The 16877-nt window shown below is 68.0% G+C and carries 14 protein-coding genes; 4 read left to right on the forward strand and 10 right to left on the reverse strand.

All coding sequences use genetic code 11. The annotated features are described in order from the left end of the window. Nucleotides 1–100: 100 nt before the first annotated feature. The 8 genes from ndk to K8612_RS15850 all read right to left on the reverse strand — a co-directional run bounded on the left by ndk (nucleotide 101) and on the right by K8612_RS15850 (nucleotide 8922). The gene (ndk, locus tag K8612_RS15815; protein ID WP_120546387.1) at nucleotides 101–523 is read right to left on the reverse strand and encodes a nucleoside-diphosphate kinase; all 423 of its coding nucleotides are present in this window, start codon (nucleotides 521–523) and stop codon (nucleotides 101–103) included. A gap of 42 nt (nucleotides 524–565) precedes the next feature. Further along, nucleotides 566–1462, reverse strand: coding sequence for a succinate--CoA ligase subunit alpha (gene sucD / locus K8612_RS15820; RefSeq protein WP_120546388.1), 897 nt, complete (start codon nucleotides 1460–1462; stop codon nucleotides 566–568). A gap of 32 nt (nucleotides 1463–1494) precedes the next feature. Beyond that, nucleotides 1495–2655, reverse strand: coding sequence for an ADP-forming succinate--CoA ligase subunit beta (sucC, locus tag K8612_RS15825; protein ID WP_223738151.1), 1161 nt, complete (start codon nucleotides 2653–2655; stop codon nucleotides 1495–1497). 268 nt (nucleotides 2656–2923) lie between these two features. Next, nucleotides 2924–3730: a succinate dehydrogenase iron-sulfur subunit gene (gene sdhB, locus K8612_RS15830; protein ID WP_223738150.1), complete on the reverse strand. Its 807-nt coding sequence runs from the start codon at nucleotides 3728–3730 to the stop codon at nucleotides 2924–2926. Between the two features lie 88 nt (nucleotides 3731–3818). Next, nucleotides 3819–5696, reverse strand: a complete 1878-nt coding sequence (sdhA, locus tag K8612_RS15835) for a succinate dehydrogenase flavoprotein subunit (protein WP_306799659.1) — start codon at nucleotides 5694–5696, stop codon at nucleotides 3819–3821. A gap of 228 nt (nucleotides 5697–5924) precedes the next feature. Continuing rightward, entirely contained in the window at nucleotides 5925–6866 is a 942-nt protein-coding gene (gene mdh / locus K8612_RS15840) for a malate dehydrogenase (RefSeq protein ID WP_223738148.1), read from the reverse strand. A gap of 29 nt (nucleotides 6867–6895) precedes the next feature. Beyond that, nucleotides 6896–8191 carry an NADP-dependent isocitrate dehydrogenase gene (gene icd / locus K8612_RS15845; RefSeq protein WP_223738147.1) on the reverse strand — a complete coding sequence of 432 codons (1296 nt, stop codon included), beginning with the start codon at nucleotides 8189–8191 and terminating at the stop codon, nucleotides 6896–6898. A gap of 179 nt (nucleotides 8192–8370) precedes the next feature. Beyond that, entirely contained in the window at nucleotides 8371–8922 is a 552-nt protein-coding gene (locus K8612_RS15850; protein ID WP_223762858.1) for a sensor histidine kinase, read from the reverse strand. 398 nt (nucleotides 8923–9320) lie between these two features. On the opposite strand from K8612_RS15850, the gene K8612_RS15855 reads away from it, so the two are divergent. Together K8612_RS15855 and K8612_RS15860 are read left to right on the forward strand one after the other, a co-directional pair. Continuing rightward, on the forward strand, nucleotides 9321–11468 hold the full coding sequence (locus K8612_RS15855) for a hypothetical protein (RefSeq protein ID WP_223738145.1): 2148 nt from the start codon (nucleotides 9321–9323) through the stop codon (nucleotides 11466–11468). Between the two features lie 11 nt (nucleotides 11469–11479). Then, the gene (locus K8612_RS15860; protein WP_223738144.1) at nucleotides 11480–12223 is read left to right on the forward strand and encodes an iron-containing redox enzyme family protein; all 744 of its coding nucleotides are present in this window, start codon (nucleotides 11480–11482) and stop codon (nucleotides 12221–12223) included. Between the two features lie 7 nt (nucleotides 12224–12230). On the opposite strand, the gene K8612_RS15865 is transcribed toward K8612_RS15860, so the two are convergent. Continuing rightward, nucleotides 12231–13871, reverse strand: coding sequence for a bifunctional 3-(3-hydroxy-phenyl)propionate/3-hydroxycinnamic acid hydroxylase (locus K8612_RS15865; RefSeq protein ID WP_223762859.1), 1641 nt, complete (start codon nucleotides 13869–13871; stop codon nucleotides 12231–12233). Nucleotides 13872–14314: 443 nt separating this feature from the next. Between K8612_RS15865 and K8612_RS15870 the strand changes: the two genes are divergently transcribed. Beyond that, complete coding sequence (locus K8612_RS15870) at nucleotides 14315–15109, forward strand: hypothetical protein (protein WP_223738142.1); 795 nt, start codon at nucleotides 14315–14317, stop codon at nucleotides 15107–15109. A 107-nt stretch (nucleotides 15110–15216) separates the two neighbouring features. Next, a complete protein-coding gene (locus K8612_RS15875; RefSeq protein WP_120619305.1) occupies nucleotides 15217–15417 on the forward strand; it encodes a hypothetical protein in 201 nt (66 codons plus the stop codon). Nucleotides 15418–15486: 69 nt separating this feature from the next. On the opposite strand, the gene K8612_RS15880 is transcribed toward K8612_RS15875, so the two are convergent. Then, a complete protein-coding gene (locus K8612_RS15880) occupies nucleotides 15487–16812 on the reverse strand; it encodes a cytochrome P450 (protein WP_223762860.1) in 1326 nt (441 codons plus the stop codon). Nucleotides 16813–16877 lie beyond the last annotated feature (65 nt).

The following is a 16877-nucleotide window of genomic DNA, read 5'->3' on the forward strand; positions in this document are numbered from 1 at the left end:
TGCCCGGGAAGGCAGCGCGGAGCTCCGGAAATGACGACGGCCCGGGTCCGCGCCGCGTGGGGCGTGGACACCGGGCCGCTGTCACCAGGCTGGAGGCTGCTCAGCCGTGGATTTCGGTCTCGCGGAAGAAGTACGCGACCTCGTTCTTCGCGTTCTCCAGGCTGTCCGAGCCGTGGACCGTGTTCGCGTCGATGCTCTGGGCGAAGTCCGCGCGGATGGTGCCCTTGTCGGCCTTCTTCGGATCCGTGGCGCCCATCAGGTCGCGGTTCTTCTGGACGGCGTTCTCACCCTCCAGGGCCATCAGGACCACCGGGCCGGAGATCATGAAGGACACCAGGTCCTTGAAGAACGGCCGGGCCTTGTGGACGGCGTAGAAGCCCTCGGCCTCCGCCTGGGAGAGCTGCTGCCGGCGGATGGCGACGGGCTTCAGGCCCGCCTTCTCGAACCGGGCGATGATCTCGCCGACGTGGTTGTTCTTCACTCCGTCGGGCTTGATGATGGACAGCGTGCGCTCGATGGCCATGGTGTTTGGCTCCTCGTGTGTGGGTCGTGTGAAAGGTTCGGCTCAGCGCTTCGGCGGGCCGCGCTTGACGGCCGCCTGCAGCGTGGTGCCCAGCTCGGCGGGGCTGGCGGCCATCAGGATGCCCGCGCCCTCCATCGCCTTGATCTTCTCCGAGGCCGTGCCCTTGCCGCCGGAGATGATGGCGCCCGCGTGGCCCATGCGCTTGCCCGGGGGCGCGGACTGACCGGCGATGAAGCCGGCGATCGGCTTGGTGAACTCGCGCTTGACGTACTCGGCGCCCTCTTCCTCCGCGCTGCCGCCGATCTCACCGATCATGATGACGGCGTCCGTCTCCGGGTCGGCCTGGAAGAGCTTCAGCACGTCCACGAAGTTGGTGCCGTTGACCGGGTCGCCGCCGATACCCACCGCGGTGGACTGGCCCAGGCCCAACTGCGTGAGCTGGTGCACGGCCTCGTAGGTCAGCGTGCCGGAGCGGGACACCACGCCGATGCGGCCCGGCTTGTGGATGTGGCCCGGCATGATGCCGATCTTGCACTTGGCGCCGGGGGTGATGACGCCCGGGCAGTTCGGGCCGATGAGGCGCACGCCCGGCTTGCCCTGCAGGTAGCGCTTGGCGCGCACCATGTCGTTGACCGGGATGCCCTCGGTGATGGTGATGATGAGGGAGATGCCGGCGTCCGCGGCCTCCATGATGGAGTCCGCGGCGAAGGGCGGCGGCACGAAGATGACGGACGTGTTCGCGCCCGCCTGCTTCACCGCGTCGGCGACCGTGTTGAACACGGGAACCTTGCCCTCGAAGGAGGTGCCGCCCTTGCCCGGCGTGACACCGCCCACAATCTTCGTCCCGTACTCCAGCATCTGCTTGGCGTGGAACGAGCCCGCCGAACCGGTGATGCCCTGGACGAGGACCTTCGTGTTCTCGTTGACGAGGATGCTCATGGCGATCTTTCAGGTAAGAGGGGGCGAAGGCCCTACTTGATGGCCGCCACGGCCTTCTCGGCCGCCTGGCGCAGGTTGTCCGCGGGGGTGATGGCGAGGCCCGAGTTGCGGAGCAGCTCCTTGCCCTGCTCCACGTTGGTGCCTTCCAGGCGCACGACGAGCGGGATCTTCAACTGCACTTCCTTCGCCGCCGCGATGATGCCTTCCGCGATGACGTCACACTTCATGATGCCGCCGAAGATGTTGACGAGCACCGCCTTGACCTGCGGATCCGCGAGGATGAGCTTGAAGGCCGCCGTCACCTTCTCCTTGCTCGCGCCGCCGCCCACGTCCAGGAAGTTGGCCGGGTTGCCGCCCACCAGCTTGATGGTGTCCATGGTGGCCATGGCCAGACCCGCGCCGTTCACCATGCAGCCGATGTTGCCGTCCAGCGCGATGTAGGCCAGGTCGTACTCCTTGGCCTGCGTCTCGCGGGGCTCCTCCTCCGCCAGGTCGCGGTACTCCAGCAGGTCCTTGTGCCGGTAGAGCGCGTTCTCGTCGAAGTTCACCTTCGCGTCGAGCGCCACCACGCCGCCGCTCTTGCGGATGACCAGCGGGTTGATCTCCACGAGCGACGCGTCCGTCTCCACGTACATCTTGTAGAGCGCGCTGCAGAACTGGACGAACTTGTTCACCGTGGGGCCCGTCAGGCCCAGCCCGAAGGCCAGCTCGCGGCCCTGGAAGTCCGCGAAGCCGATCGCGGGGTCCACGACGGCGCGGAGGATCTTCTCCGGGTGCTTCTCCGCCACTTCTTCAATCTCCACGCCGCCCTCGGTGGACGCCATGAAGGTGATGCGGCTGGTGGCGCGGTCGAGCGTCACGCCCAGGTACAGCTCCTGGCCGATGTCCAGCCCCTCTTCGATGTAGACCTTGTTGACCTTCTGCCCTTCCGGGCCGGTCTGGATGGTCTTGAGCATCATGCCCAGCATGTGCTGGGTGAGCTCCTTGGCCTCCGCGGGGCTCTTGGCCAGCTTCACGCCGCCGCCCTTGCCGCGGCCGCCCGCGTGGATCTGCGCCTTCACGACGACGACGGGCGTGGCCAGCTCCTTCGCCGCGGCCTCCGCCTCGTTGGGAGAGAGCGCGAGGATGCCGCGCGGCGTGGGCACGCCATACTTCCGGAAGAGTTCCTTGCCCTGGTACTCGTGGATCTTCATCGAATCTCCGGGTGGGACGAGGGGAGACGAGGACAGCCCCTACACGGGGCGTCAACGCGGGCCCTCATTGCGCAGAAAACGACGGATGGCAAGGCCGTTTGGCCTCCAGCGTCGCGACGGGACACAGGCTCCGCCTCTCACCAATAACACCCGGTGTCCGGGCGGATGAGGCGGCCTTCACCCTAACGGACACGGCCCCGCCCGGCGCCCCAGAGACAAGGGGCGCAGGCACGGGGCCGCGAGCAAGCCAGGAGAGCGTCCGAGAGGGTCAACCCGGACCGGCGGAGGCCTTCTGCTCCTCTTCCTTGAAGAAGATGTCCTTGATGATCAGCTTGCTGACCTCGCGGTTCATCACCGCGATGGAGGTCGTGAGGGGGATCTCCTTCGGGCAGACCTTCACGCAATTCTGCGCCTTGCCGCAGTCCTGGATGCCGCCGGGGCCCATGAGGGCGCGCGTGCGCTCCTCCGCGTTCAGCTTGCCCGTGGGGTGCATGTTGAACAGGCGGGCCTGGCTGATGGGGGCGGCGCCGATGAAGTCGTTGTCCAACGTCACCTGGGGGCACGCCTCCAGGCAGCTTCCGCAGGTGATGCACGTGGACAGCACGTACATCACGGACTGATCCTTCTGCGACTGGCGCGGGCCGGGGCCCAGGTTGTACGTGCCGTCGACGGGGACCCAGCCCTTCACGCGCTTGAGCGACTCGAACATCCGGTCGCGGTCCACGGTGAGGTCGCGCACCACCGGGAACTTCTTCATGGGCTCCAGGGTGATGGGCTGCTGGAGCTTGTCCACCAGGGCGGAGCACGCCATGCGCACCCGGCCGTTGATGTTCATGGCGCAGCTCCCGCACACCTCCTCGAGGCACGCGGAGTCCCACACCACGGGGGCCACCTTCTTGCCCTCCACGGTGACGGGGTTGCGCTGGATCTCCATCAGGCAGGAGATGACGTTGGCGCCCTTCGTATAGGGAACCTTGAACTCCTCGAAGTGGCCCGGCTTGTTCGGATCATCCTGCCGCCAGATGCGGAAGGAGATGGTCTTGGAGCTGACGGCGCTCGCCTGTGCGGTGTCCATGGTGCGGCTGCCCTTCCCTTCACTGCCAGATCAGGTGGCGGAAACCCGCGCCTCACCGCGCGCGGGCCCGGAAAGCAAACGAACGCCCTTACGCGTACCAGCGGGGCTCGGGCTCCAGCACCGGCGTGGGCAGGTCCTGGTAGGAGATCTGCGGGCCCTGGGCGGCGTAGGTGGCGATGGTCGTCTTCGCCCACTTCTCGTGGCGCTGGCGCCACAGGTCCATCCACTGCGGATCCTCGCGCGGATCCTTCGTCTTGGGCTCCGGCAGGGAGAAGTCCGGCTTGTAGTGGGCGCCGCGGCTCTCGTCGCGCAGGAGCGCGCTGGTGGCGATCACTTCGCCCAGCTCCAGCATGTTCCACACCTGGTTGGTGTACGACAGCGCGCGGTTGGCGACCACGCCGGTGTCCAGCACGTTGACGCGGCTCCAGCGGTCCTTCAGCTCGCGCACGCGCTCGATGGTCTTCTTCAGGCGGTCGTTGTAGCGGACGACGGTGCAGTTCTCCGTCATCACCTCGCCCAGCTCCTTGGCGATCTGGTACGGGTTCTCCTGCCCGTTCATCGCCTTGATGGTGGCGAAGCGGTCCTGCCAGTACTTCTTCGCGTCCGCGAAGTACTTCTCCGGCATCGCCGCGGCGCTCGTCGTCTGGTTCTTGGCGAAGGACGCCATCGCCGGGCCGCCGATCATGCCGGAGTAGATGCAGGACAGGAGCGAGTTGGCGCCCAGGCGGTTCGCGCCGTGGAAGGCGTAGTCCGCCTCGCCGGCCGCGTACAGGCCCGGGATGCGCGTGCTCTGGTTCACCGGGCTGCCGTCCAGCGGCGTCTGGGTGCGCGGGTCGGCCTCGAAGGAGACGTGCAGGCCGCCCATCGAGTAGTGCATGCCCGGGAAGATGACCATGGGCGTGTGGCGCGGATCATCTCCGACGAACTTCTCGTAGATCTCCATCACGCCCTTGATCTTCGCGTCGAGCGTCTTGGCCGGGATGTGCGTCACGTCCAGGTACACGCCGTCGCGCCCGTTCAGGCCCATGCCCAGGTCGCGGCAGACCATGAAGATCTCGCGCGTGGCCACGTCGCGCGGCACCAGGTTCTTGTACTTGGGGTACTTCTCTTCCAGGAAGTACCAGCGCTCGCTCTCCGGGATCTCCCGGGGGTTGCGCGTGTCACCCTTCTTCCGGGGCACCCAGACGCGGCCGCCCTCGCCGCGCACGGACTCGCTCATCAGGCGCAGCTTGTCCTCGCCCGGGATGGAGGTGGGGTGCACCTGGATGAACTCGCCGTTGGCGTACAGCGCGCCTTCCATGTACGCGCGGCCCGCGGCGGTGCCGGTGTTGATGATGGAGTTGGTGGAGCGCCCGAAGACGATGCCGGGGCCGCCCGTGGCCAGGCACACCGCCTCCGCCGGGAAGGTGCGGATCTCCATGGTGCGCAGGTCCATGGCCACGCTGCCGATGCAGCGGCCGGACTCGTCCTTCACCGTGCCCAGCCACTCCCAGTACTCGTACTTGGTGACCTTGCCCTCCGCCTCGTAGCGGCGGACCTGCTCGTCCAGCGCGTAGAGCAACTGCTGGCCGGTGGTGGCGCCCGCGAACGCGGTGCGGTTGTGCAGGGTGCCGCCGAAGCGGCGGAAGTCCAGCAGGCCTTCCGGCGTGCGGTTGAACGTCACGCCCATGCGGTCCAGCAGGTAGATGATGCCGGGCGCCGCGTAGCACATGCCCTTCACGGACACCTGCTCCGCGAGGAAGTCGCCGCCGCGCAGCGTGTCCTTCACGTGGATGTCCGGGTGGTCGCCCTCACCCTTCGTGTTCACCGCGCCGTTGATGCCGCCCTGGGCGCAGACGGAGTGCGAGCGTTTGACGGGGACGAGCGAGAGCACGTCCACCTGGTGACCCGCCTCCGCCAGCTTGATCGTCGTCATCAGCCCGGCCAGACCGCCGCCCACCACCGTGAATCGCGCTGCTGCCGCCATCATCGTCTCCTTGAGCACCGGCTGCCGGGGGGGTGCCTTCACGGGGGGCCGCTGAAGTCCTGCTTCGCGACGCTGCCCCGCACCCGTGCCAGGTACAGTCCAACACGCTAGTTAACTTGGAAAAATACCGCCGCAACGACGGTGCGCCGGGCGATAAGCCCGGATCATTCACGGCATCAGGCGGGCCCGCCAGCAAGCTTCCGGCGGGCCCGGCCGACGTGCCGGGGACTACAGCTTCACGAGCTCGACGGTGCCCTTCACGGAGGTGAAGGACTTGTTCAGCTCGGCCTTCTCCGCGTCGTTCAGCTCGACCTCGATGATCTTCTCCACGCCGTTCGCGCCGATCTGCGCGGGGACGCCGAAGAAGAAGTCCTTGATGCCGTACTGGCCCTTGAGCAGGGCGGCGGCCGGCAGCACGCGCTTGCGGTCGAAGAGGAAGCTCTCCGCCATGGCGATGGAGGAGGACGCCGGGGCGAAGTAGGCGCTGCCCGTCTTGTACAGGCCCACCAGCTCCGCGCCGCCCTTGCGGGTGCGGTCGATGATGGCGTCCAGCTTGTCCTTGGCGATGAGCTGGGTCAGGGGCACGCCGCCCACGGTGCTGTGGCGCACGAGCGGGACCATGTCGTCGCCGTGGCCGCCGAGGACGAGCGCCTCCACGTCACGGATGGACACGCCCAGGGCCTCGGCCACGAAGCACTTGAAGCGGCTGGTGTCCAGCACGCCCGCCATGCCCACGACCATGTTGTCCTTCAGGCCGGCGATCTTGTGGAGCGCGAACACCATCGCGTCCAGCGGGTTGGCCACGTTGATGACGAAGGCGTCCGGGGCGTGCTGCTTGATGTTGCCCGCCACGTCCTTCATGATCTTCAGGTTGACGTCCAGCAGGTCCTCGCGGGACATGCCGGGCTTCCGGGGCACGCCGGCCGTGATGATGATCACGTCCGAGCCCGCGACGTCCTTCCAGTCCGTGGAGCCGGTGACGCGGCAGTCGTAGCCGTCCACCGCGGACAACTGGTTGATGTCCAGCGCCTTGCCCTTGACCAGACCCTCGGCGGCCGGGATGTCGTACAGCACCACGTCGCCCAGGTTCTTCTGGACCGCCAGCAGCGCCAGGTTGCCGCCGATCTGACCGCCGCCAATGAGGCCGATCTTCTTCTTCTTGTGAGCCATGGTTTCGCCCTCCTGCTTTGGGGTGGGGACTACATGTGCTTGATGATGGCCTGACCGAACTCCGAGCACTTCACCTCGGACACGGTCTCCTTCGTCTCCAGCTTCATCAGGCGCGCGAAGTCGTACGTCACGGTGCGCGCCGCGATGGCCTTGTCCATGCCCTTGATGATCAGGTCCGCGGCCTCGTGCCAGCCCATGTGGCGCAGCATCATCTCACCGGAGAGGATGACGGAGCCCGGGTTCACCTTGTCCAGGTCCGCGTACTTCGGCGCGGTGCCGTGGGTGGCCTCGAAGACGGCGTGGCCGGAGACGTAGTTGATGTTGCCGCCCGGCGCGATGCCGATGCCGCCCACCTGCGCCGCGAGCGCGTCCGACAGGTAGTCGCCGTTGAGGTTGAGCGTGGCGATGACGTCGAACTCGTCCGGACGGGTCAGCACCTGCTGCAGGGTGATGTCCGCGATGGAGTCCTTGACGATGATCTTCCCGGCGGACACCGCGGCCTTCTGCTCGGCGTTGGCGGCGTCCTCGCCCTTGGCGGCCTTGGTGGCCTCCCACTGATCCCAGGTGTAGACCTTGTCACCGAACTCACGCGCCGCGAGGTCGTAGCCCCACTTGCGGAACGCGCCCTCGGTGAACTTCATGATGTTGCCCTTGTGGACCAGGGTGACGCTCTTGCGCTTCAGGTCCACCGCGTACTGGATGGCCGCGCGCACCAGGCGCTCCGTGCCTTCCTTCGACACGGGCTTGATGCCGATGCCCACGTTCGCGGGGAAGCGGATCTTGCCCGCCTCCTTGGGGAACTCCTGCTTCAGCCAGCCCAGGAACTTCTCCGCCTGCGCGGTGCCGGCCTCGAACTCGATGCCCGCGTAGATGTCCTCCGTGTTCTCACGGAAGATGACCATGTCCACCTTGTCTGGCTGCTTCACCGGAGAGGGCACGCCCTTGAAGTAGCGCACGGGGCGCAGGCAGACGTACAGGTCCAGCATCTGGCGCAGCGCCACGTTCAGGGAGCGGATGCCACCGCCCACCGGCGTCGTCAGCGGGCCCTTGATGCCCACCAGGTACTCGCGGAACGCGGCGACCGTCTCGTCCGGCAGCCAGTTGTTCACCTGCTTGAAGGACTTCTCGCCGGCCAGCACCTCGTACCAGGAGATCTTCTTCTTGCCGCCGTACGCCTTCTCCACCGCCGCGTCGAACACGGCCTGCGAGGCCTTCCAGATGTCGCGGCCGGTGCCGTCGCCCTCGATGTAGGGGATGATCGGGTTGTTCGGAACGGTCAGCTTGCCGTTCTGCAGGGTGATCTTCTCGCCAGAGGGAGGCGCCATGAACGCAAACTCCTGATTGAGACCGGGGTATTGAGAGGCGGCGGATAGTCCGGAACCCGCCCCCGGTCGTCAAGGAGTTTGGCCGCACGTCCCCCTGGGTTGGACGCACCCAGGGCGTGCCGCGCTTATCGCAGCCAATGGTCCGGAAGCAGGATCGTTATTCCGGATTTGGACCGGGGCTAGAAGCTCGCGAGCCCGGGCGCCGGCAACTGGACGCGCACCGCCGTCCCTCCGTCCAGCCGCTCCAGCGCGAACTCACCGCCCATGGAATCCACCAGCTCCCGGGCCCGGGCCAGCTTGCGCTGGGGGCTGCCCACCCGCAGGGGCGACAGCACCACCGAATGCGTCTCCCGCTCGGAGAGGCTCACGCCCGGCATCACCACCTGGAAGCGGGGGCCCTCGTCCCCGAAGTCGTCCGGCGGATCCACCACCACCCGCACGGCGGGGGCCTGTGGCGGGGCCATGTCCGCGGCGTGGGCGACCAGCAGCAGCAGGACCTGCTCCACGCGGCGCCCGCTGACCCGGGCCATCACCGGGTCCTCGGGGAGCTCCAGCGCCACCTCCACGTCGTGCAGCCGGCGTGTCGCGCGGAGCAACTGCAGCACGTCGCGCACACACCGCGACACGTCCACCTGGAAGACTTCCGGAAGGTCCACGGGCTCGAGCCCCTGTCCACCAGGGAAGGCTCCCGCGCCCCCTGGCAACCCCACCACATCCAGCGCTGCGCTCATTCGCGGCTCCCTTCCCCTGCCCAGAAGCACCCGACCTTAACGGCCACCCCTGACACGGTCCATTGCCCGTCAGCCCCGGGTCTCGCCCGCTTTTCCATGTGAAGGAGGGTTACAGCTCTGCGCCACTTTGCTGGTAAGAATGCGCACGCTGGGTCCGTATCACTCCTCGGAAAACCCTTATATCCACGGTCAATCACGACCCAGGGTGAGTCAGGGGGTCCGGCGGAAAAACAGCCCAGGCATATAAATTCGATTTGACTGTTACGGCCGAGATCTCCAATATGTCCTCCCAGAATCCAGAGCCGTCAGCGTCTCCAGTGAATCAGGGAGGAAGTGTTGTGCTCGCAACATCGCCGACCACGAATGGTAGCGCTGCCCGCAAGAGGGGAGTCCTGACGATGGATGGAGGCTTCCCGGCGTCCTCGAAGTTCCGGCATGCGATCGAATTCGGCAGTGGCGACGCGCTGCACAACGTGATTCCCCTTCCCCCCGCTGAAGCCGCCCTGGATGACTCGGGTTACTCGCTGCACGGCAGCGGCCCCACGGCCATCACCTGCGCGGTGGGCCGGCCGGACGCGGTGCTGGGTGACGTGACGCGGCTGTCCCCGACGGTGGTGTGGGTGGCCCCGCGGCAGCCGCTGGCGGACACGACCGAGTCGCGCACCTTCCCCGTGTACCTGGCGTGCAACGGCGCCACGATTGGACCACTCAATGGCGCCTTCATCCGGACGGACATGGACGTCCCGAACGCGCCGGTGGGGCTGCAGTTGGTGGGCGTGACGCTGGAGCAGGGGCGGCAGATCCTGGGCTTCCTGGCGGACGCGCTGCGCCAGGGCGTGGCGGTGCCGGCGGCCTCCGCGCTGCCCGTGCAGGACATCATCACGGACCCGGAGCGGATCCGCTCCATCTTCACCGCCATCTGCGCGTCCGGGAACAAGGGCGTGCTGCGCCGCCAGGGCCGGGTGGTGCGCATGGTGCTGGAGCGCTTCCACGCCTCTTCCGGGCAGTTGGAGTGGCGCACGGAGGAGTCCACCCCGGACTTCGGCGAGCCGGCGTACGACATTGACGTCATCGGCTACAACTCCGCCTACCGCCTGCGCGCGGAGACGGGCCGGACCGAGGGCGACCGCCTCTTCACCTCGCTGCCCGCGGAGCTGTTCCGCATCCGTCACCGCTGGCACCGCCGCGTCCCCGCCCCCGATGGCGTGCACGCCCGGTTCCACCACCCGCTCTGGCGGGAGCAGGGGCTGCTGCGCCGCGAGGTGCTGGACATCTCCTTCTCCGGCCTGTGCATGCGCTGCCAGCCGCAGGACCTGCTCTTCCCCGGCCTGCTGCCGCCCCTCATCGAACTGGAGCTGGGCGACGGCCAGCGCGTCAGCGTGCGCGGCGAGGTCCGCTACGTCAGCAGCCTGCGCGCGGACGGCACCGTGCTGTGCGGCCTGAGCGTGCTGCCCTACTCCTCCGACGAGGCGCGCTGGGTGCGCTTCGTGTCGCAGACGCTGTCCCCCGCCACCCGCACCAGCGAGGGCCTGGTGGATCAGCTCTGGGATCTGTTCAACCGCTCCGGCTTCTTCAGCCTGGGTGGCAGCACCCCGGCGGAGTTCGAGGAGCTGAAGCAGAACTTCGCGTCGCTCGCGAAGCGCGCCGCGGAGGTGCCGCAGTTGTTCTGCAACGCGGTGTGGCCGTCCGAGCGCGGCATTGAAGCGACGCTGTCCTTCACCAAGCCGTACCGCAACGCGTGGCTGGGCCACCAGGTGGCGAAGCGGCCCGGCAAGCCGCCGGAGGGGTTGAAGGAGGCGGGCGCCATCATGCGCGACCTCTACCTGCGCACCTTCGAGCACCCGCAGAGCGACCCGGACTTCCACTGGGTGGTGGCCTACGTGGAGGCGCTCAACCCGTGGATCAACAAGGCGCACGTGAAGTACGCGCAGCGCCAGATGGAGGCCGGCTCTCCCCTGGCCTACACGCGGAAGATCCAGAAGATGAAGGCCTTCAGCAACGAGCTGACCGGCCGCGTGCACCCGTACACGGTGGGCCCCGCCACCGCGAGCGAGCTGAGCCTGCTGGCGGCGACCATCGCGCAGCAGTTCCCCGAGTGCTACGTGCAGTCGTTGGACCTCACCCGCGACCGGCTGGACATGGGTCCGGTGACGGCGAAGTGGAAGAGCTTCGGCATGGAGCGCGAGCGCACCGTCCTGGTCGCCCGCCGCGACGGCGTCCCCCACGCCGCCGCCGTGGTGGAGCTGGGCCAGTTGGGCGCGAACCTCTTCCGCCTGCTGGACAACACGCGCCTGTTCTCCCTGCTGGGAGACGGGACGCGCGCGTACTCGGCGCTCCTGGACGCGGCCCGCCGCTGGTACGCCGCGCGCAACCGCCCCTCCTTCCTCTACCTGCGCGAGGACGAGGGCGGCGACTACGTGCAGGAGTGCGGCCTGCACGACGGGCCGGATCCCTACCTGTGGATCATCTCCGCCAAGCTCGTCCCGGACTTCCTGGAGCACATCAGCGAACTCACCATCGGGCGCCGTGGTGCCCACTCCCGTTGAGGATCCCCCCCATGAACAAGCCCCTCGTCGAAGAGCAGTACCTCCCCCACGTCACCGACGTCCGCAACCTGCTGGCGACCGGCCCCCACGTGACGACGCTGCTGGACCCCAACGTGGAGCCCGCCCTGCTGGAGGCCTTCCTCATCCAGTTGTGTGCCCTGGGCGTCTACATGACGGAGCCCGTGGACGGGTGGATCCGCCGCGCCGGTGAGGCGTGCGTGAAGGCGGGGATGGTGGACGTGGGCGAGAAGCTGATCACCCACGCCAAGCACGAGGCCGGTCACCACCTGATGATGGTGGAGGACACGAAGAACCTGGTGGCGGGCTGGAACGCGCGCCGCTTCCCCAAGCTGGACGCGGAGGCCCTGATGGCGCAGGCCCCCACCCGGGCCATGCAGGAGTACCGGGAGATCCACGAGGAGACCATCGCGGGCCCCATGCCGGGCGGCCAGGTCGCCATCGAGTACGAGATTGAAAACCTGTCGGTGGTGTTCGCGCCCCGGCTCATCGAGCAGTGCAAGCGCGTGCTGGGCCCGGACGTGATGAACTCGCTGTCGTTCATCAAGGAGCACGTGGAGCTGGACGTGGGCCACACGGCGCTCAACGAGGTCATGCTCAACAAGCTGCTGGGCCAGAAGCCCGAGCACGCGGCGACCATCGCGAAGACGGGCGCCCGTGCCCTGGACATCTACCTGCGCTTCTACGGCGACTGCATGGCGAAGGCGAAGCAGTTGCTCCAGTCCGCCGCCGCCTGAAGAAGCATCAGGCCCCGAGCTGCGCCGCCCGCCGGGAGTTGCGGTTACCCCAGCGGGTGAGCGGGCGGATGGCCTGCTTCAGCGAAGCGTGGACCTGCGCGACGCCCGCGCTGTTCGTGGCCGCGTAGACGTAGCGGTCCGGGCGCAGGACGACCAGGTCCGAGCCGTGCTGGGCGAACCACTCGCCCAGCTTGCCCTCCAGGTCCACCACCTCGCCGGAGCGGCCCGCGCCGGAGCGCGCCGCCGGCGCCACGGACAGCCACACGCCGCCGATGTCCTCCGCCAGCGTCCTGGCGGCCTGCTGGACCTCCGCCGGCGCACCCGGCCGCGTCAGCACCGCGAAGCGCTGGCCGATGATGTCATCCAGCGGGCGCTCCCCTTCCTCGCCGTGCTCCACGCGCGGCTGCGGGAAGTAGGCGCCCTCCGCCGCCTGCTTGGACTTGCCGCGCTTGCCGCCGAAGAGGAACCCCTCCGCGTGGAAGAGGTTCGGCTTCATCTTGTACTCGCGGATGAAGGGGCCGGTGACGGGCATGCGGTACAGCAGCTTGATGAAGGCGTTGCGCGCGCGGGCCATGAACGGGCCGCCGGACGCCAGCATCGAGCCCAGCGAGTCCGACAGCCGCATCATCTCCGCGGCGTGCGGCCGGCGCTCCACCTCATAGGTGTCCAGCAGCGACGCGTCCGCCGCGCCGCCCAGCACGTGCGCCAGCTTCCAGGTGAGGTTCGCCGCGTCGCGCAGGCCGGAGCACAGGCCCTGGCCCAGGAACGGCGGCATCAGGTGCGCCGCGTCTCCGAGCAGGAACACCCGGCCCACGCGCCACTTCTCCGCCATGCGGCTGTGGTAGGCGTAGAGGTTGACGCTCTTCACCTTCACGGTGTCCGGGTCGATGAAGGGGGCGATGATGCTCCGCACGTACTCGGGCGTCTTCACCTGCTCCAGGTCCTGCCCCGGCTTGATGACCGTGTCGAAGCGCATCTCGTCGTGCGCGGTGCGCGTCACGATGCCCACGCGCTCCGGGCCGCAGGGGTAGTAGGTGAAGTCCGGCGCGGACGACTGCGTCTCCACGGAGATGGCCAGCGCGTGCTCCAGCGCCGTGGTGCCCTCCAGCTTCAGGCCCAGCCGGCGGCGGATGCCGCTCTTGGCGCCGTCGCACGCGAGCAGGTAGCGCGCGCGCACCGTCATGGTGCGGCCGGCGACGTTGTCCTTCACGCGCACGGACACGCCGTCGTCGTCCTGCATGAAGGATTCGACCTCGTGGCCGCGCCACATGGTGACGTGCGCGAAGCGCTCCAGGCCGCGGTGCAGCGAGGCCTCCAGCCGGGGCTGGTTGAAGAGCGCGCCGATGTAGTGGCCGTTGGGGCGCTCCACCTTGGTGAAGTCCACCTCGGCGAGCATCCGCATCTCGTCATCCACGTAGGTCATCTTCAGGCACGGGTGGAAGCCCGGCCCCAGCTCGCCCGTGAGACCCGCGGCCTGGAAGATGCGCTGCGCTTCGTCGTCCGCGTTGATGGCGCGGGACTGGGTGTGCGCGGTGGTCTCCTTCTCGATGACCACGGTGCGCAGGCCGTACTGGCCAAGCAGGTTGGCCGCCATGGCACCCACCGGGCCGCTTCCGACGACGATCACATCAACAGATTCCGGAGCCATTACTCCCTCCCGTTGTGTGCCAGCTATCCGCGTTGAACCGAGCGACCGGACGACCGAAGCCCCCCTCGGTCGTAAGTAATAATACCTATAAACTCCGGCAACCCCACTCTGGATACGCTGTTTCAGCGCGTTCCGGGTTGCCCGCCCCCGAGTCAGAAACACCCGGCCGGCGTCACTCCGACTGCCTGATAATCAAACGCACCCCTTCAGAAACCTTGCGGCGGCGGATCATCCCGTGGCTCGGATGTCTGCCTTTCGTGCAGTGTTTTCCTGCAAGGCTTCAAAGTTTCGTGGCGGCGGCAGGAAATGAAGGGTTTGTTGGGATCCCCCGCACTGCGGATGTGTGCGGATGGCCCTGGAAGGCGCCCCTTGTACGTCGCGCGGGACTGCGGGACAGTGCGGGAGTTGTCTCCCCCCTGAGCCCCTTGGAGCGCCCAGCGATTATGCCCAGACTGCAACTTTTTGAATTGGAGGATCAGCCCTGGTTCCCGAAGGTGCTGCGCCGGGGGGTGACGGACTTCCTCGCGTACGTGTGGAGCCTGTCGGATGACCGCTATTCGGAGTTCGTGAAGCGGCTCAAGGGCGCGATGGCGGCGATGGGCGAGACGCAGTTGCTGGACATGGCGTCCGGCAGCGCGGGGCCGGTGCCGAAGCTGCTGGAGATGCTGGAGACGCAGGAGGGCTACCAGGCGACGGCGCTGCTGACGGACCTGTACCCGGAGGTCTCCGCGTTCGAGAAGGCGAAGGCGGCGAACCCCGGCCGCATCGACTATGTGACGACGCCGGTGGACGCGACGGCGGTGCCCGCGACGTACAAGGGCTTCCGCATCATGTGCAATTCGTTCCACCACCTGCCGCCGGACATGGCGCGCAAGGTGCTGGCGGACGCCGTGGCCCAACGCCGGGGCATCGCCATCATGGAACTGGTGGAGCGGCGCGGGCCGGCCATCGCGATGACGGCGGCGGCGCTGATCAACGTGCCGCTGACGACGCCGTTCATCCGCCCCGTGCGCGCGGACAGGCTCGCCCTCACCTACCTCATGCCGCTCATCCCCATCGCGGCGGCGTTCGACGGCGTGGTGTCCTGTCTGCGCACGTACTCCGTGGAGGAGATGCGCGAACTCACGCACGGCCTGAGCGACGACTACGTCTGGGACATCGACCGGCTCACCAACCCGGGGAACCCCTTCGGCCTGATGATGCTCATTGGCCGACCCGCCACCCCCTCGAAAGCCTGAGTGGGCTGTCAGCAGGAGGTCACTGACGCCCCGGGCCGACGCGGGGCGTCGTGATTTCCAGGTTTGAAGTGGGTTCAATGGCCGCTCCTTCAACGAGGAGCAGGCTCATGGAATGGCTTGAATTCAAGCGCTGGTCTCCCGAAGTCCAGCACGCGCTGGCACTGCAGGCGGCCCGGTTGGGCCAGACAGCGATGCACGCCGAGCCGCCGCGGCCGTCCGCGACGATGGTCGCCGCGCACCGCCTGTGCACGCTGCTGCGCCAGTATCCGCGCAGCAACCCCTGGGGGCACCCCGCGTCGGAGTGCTGAGCCGCGGATGAAGCACCCGGCCCGTCCGTGGGGGCACCACGGGCGGGGCGGGAGCCGGGCGGGCGGCGTTCAGGTCCCGGCGGGGGTCCAGTTCACGCGCAGGTGCTGGATGGTGCGGATGGTCAGCGACTGCGTGTGGCCGAAGTCCGGGTTCTCCTCCAGCTTCAGGTCCGGGAGCTGATCCAGCAGCAGGTTGGTGGCGATGAGCGCCTCCAGCCGCGCGAGCGGCGCCCCGATGCAGAAGTGGATGCCCCGGCCGAAGCCCAGGTGCGTCGGGTGGTGCCGGGAGATGTCGAAGTGGTCGCCGTCCGCGAGCAGCGCGGCGTCACGGCTGCCGGACGCGTAGAGCAGGAGCAGCCGCGAGCCCTTGGGCAGCGCGACGCCCGCGAGCTCCACGTCCTCCAGGGTGGTGCGGATCATCCCGTGCGCCACGGAGTCGAAGCGCAGCGTCTCCTCGATGAGGTGCGGCACCAGCGAGCGGTCCTCGCGCAGCCGCTGCCAGAGGCCGGGCTGGAGCAGGGCCTGCTTCCAGCACTGGGCGAGCAGCGCGGTGGTCGTTTCGTGGCCCGCCGCCAGCATGCTCCCGGCGATGGCGATGATCAGCTCCGGCAGCGTGAGCGCTTCGCCGTCCGCGTCGGTGGTGACCAGGTAGCTGATCAGGTCGTCGCGCGGTTCGTCCGTGCGGTCGCGGATGAGGCGGGCGACGTAGTGCTGGAAGGTGACCCAGCTCCGGGCGAGCGGCGGCTGCTCCTCCGCGGGGACGCGGGTGAAGATCATCCGGAAGAAGTCGTCACACCAGCGCTTGATGTCCGCCATGTCCTCCTGGGGCACGCCCGCCATGCCCAGGATGACCCGCACGGGCAGCGGGTACGCGAACTCCGTCACCAGGTCCGCGTGTCCCTTGCGCGCGAAGGCCTGGATGAGCTCCTCGGAGACGGCGCGGATGGGGGCTTCCTGCGCGGAGATGCGCTGGGCGGAGAAGCCGCGCCCCAGCAGCTTGCGCAGCCGGGTGTGCGCGGGCGGATCCGAGTTGATCAGGCTGTCCGCCAGGGGATAGCCCTCGGCGAGCACCGCGAGCGTCGCCGGGGACAGCACGGAGCCCATGTTGCCCAGGTCCGCCGACGAGTAGCGCGCCGGATCCTTCAGCACGTGGCAGATGTCCTCGTAACGGCTCACCAGCCACATCCCCAGCATGGGGTTGTAGCTGACGGGCGCGTCCCGCCTCAGTTGCGCGTAGAACGGATGTGGGTCCTCGACGTGCGGCCCCGCGAACGGGTTGTACTGGGCGCCCAGATGGGGGCACTTCATCGCGCCAGCGGCGTTGCCGGCGTGCGTGTCGATGTGGATCGCCTCGGACTGCCCTTCCACCTTCACTGCTTCCACTGCGGTACTCACCGTGAGCTTCCTCTCAGGATCCCCCCACAACGGAATATTATATAACCCGACCTGACAGGTCTTCT

It is taken from the genome of Corallococcus sp. AS-1-6 (genome assembly GCF_020037015.1).
In the GTDB taxonomy this organism is placed as follows: domain Bacteria; phylum Myxococcota; class Myxococcia; order Myxococcales; family Myxococcaceae; genus Corallococcus.

Excerpts from the sequence above, each read along its gene's own strand:
- sucD (WP_120546388.1), bottom strand. The coding sequence starts at position 1,462 with ATGAGCATCCTCGTCAACGAGAACACGAAGGTCCTCGTCCAGGGCATC.
- K8612_RS15855 (WP_223738145.1), top strand. The coding sequence starts at position 9,321 with ATGGATGGAGGCTTCCCGGCGTCCTCGAAGTTCCGGCATGCGATCGAA.
- K8612_RS15875 (WP_120619305.1), top strand. The coding sequence starts at position 15,217 with ATGGAATGGCTTGAATTCAAGCGCTGGTCTCCCGAAGTCCAGCACGCG.
- K8612_RS15870 (WP_223738142.1), top strand. The coding sequence starts at position 14,315 with ATGCCCAGACTGCAACTTTTTGAATTGGAGGATCAGCCCTGGTTCCCG.
- mdh (WP_223738148.1), bottom strand. The coding sequence starts at position 6,866 with ATGGCTCACAAGAAGAAGAAGATCGGCCTCATTGGCGGCGGTCAGATC.
- sdhA (WP_306799659.1), bottom strand. The coding sequence starts at position 5,696 with ATGGCGGCAGCAGCGCGATTCACGGTGGTGGGCGGCGGTCTGGCCGGG.
- K8612_RS15865 (WP_223762859.1), bottom strand. The coding sequence starts at position 13,871 with ATGGCTCCGGAATCTGTTGATGTGATCGTCGTCGGAAGCGGCCCGGTG.
- ndk (WP_120546387.1), bottom strand. The coding sequence starts at position 523 with ATGGCCATCGAGCGCACGCTGTCCATCATCAAGCCCGACGGAGTGAAG.
- sucC (WP_223738151.1), bottom strand. The coding sequence starts at position 2,655 with ATGAAGATCCACGAGTACCAGGGCAAGGAACTCTTCCGGAAGTATGGC.
- K8612_RS15850 (WP_223762858.1), bottom strand. The coding sequence starts at position 8,922 with ATGAGCGCAGCGCTGGATGTGGTGGGGTTGCCAGGGGGCGCGGGAGCC.
- sdhB (WP_223738150.1), bottom strand. The coding sequence starts at position 3,730 with ATGGACACCGCACAGGCGAGCGCCGTCAGCTCCAAGACCATCTCCTTC.
- icd (WP_223738147.1), bottom strand. The coding sequence starts at position 8,191 with ATGGCGCCTCCCTCTGGCGAGAAGATCACCCTGCAGAACGGCAAGCTG.
- K8612_RS15860 (WP_223738144.1), top strand. The coding sequence starts at position 11,480 with ATGAACAAGCCCCTCGTCGAAGAGCAGTACCTCCCCCACGTCACCGAC.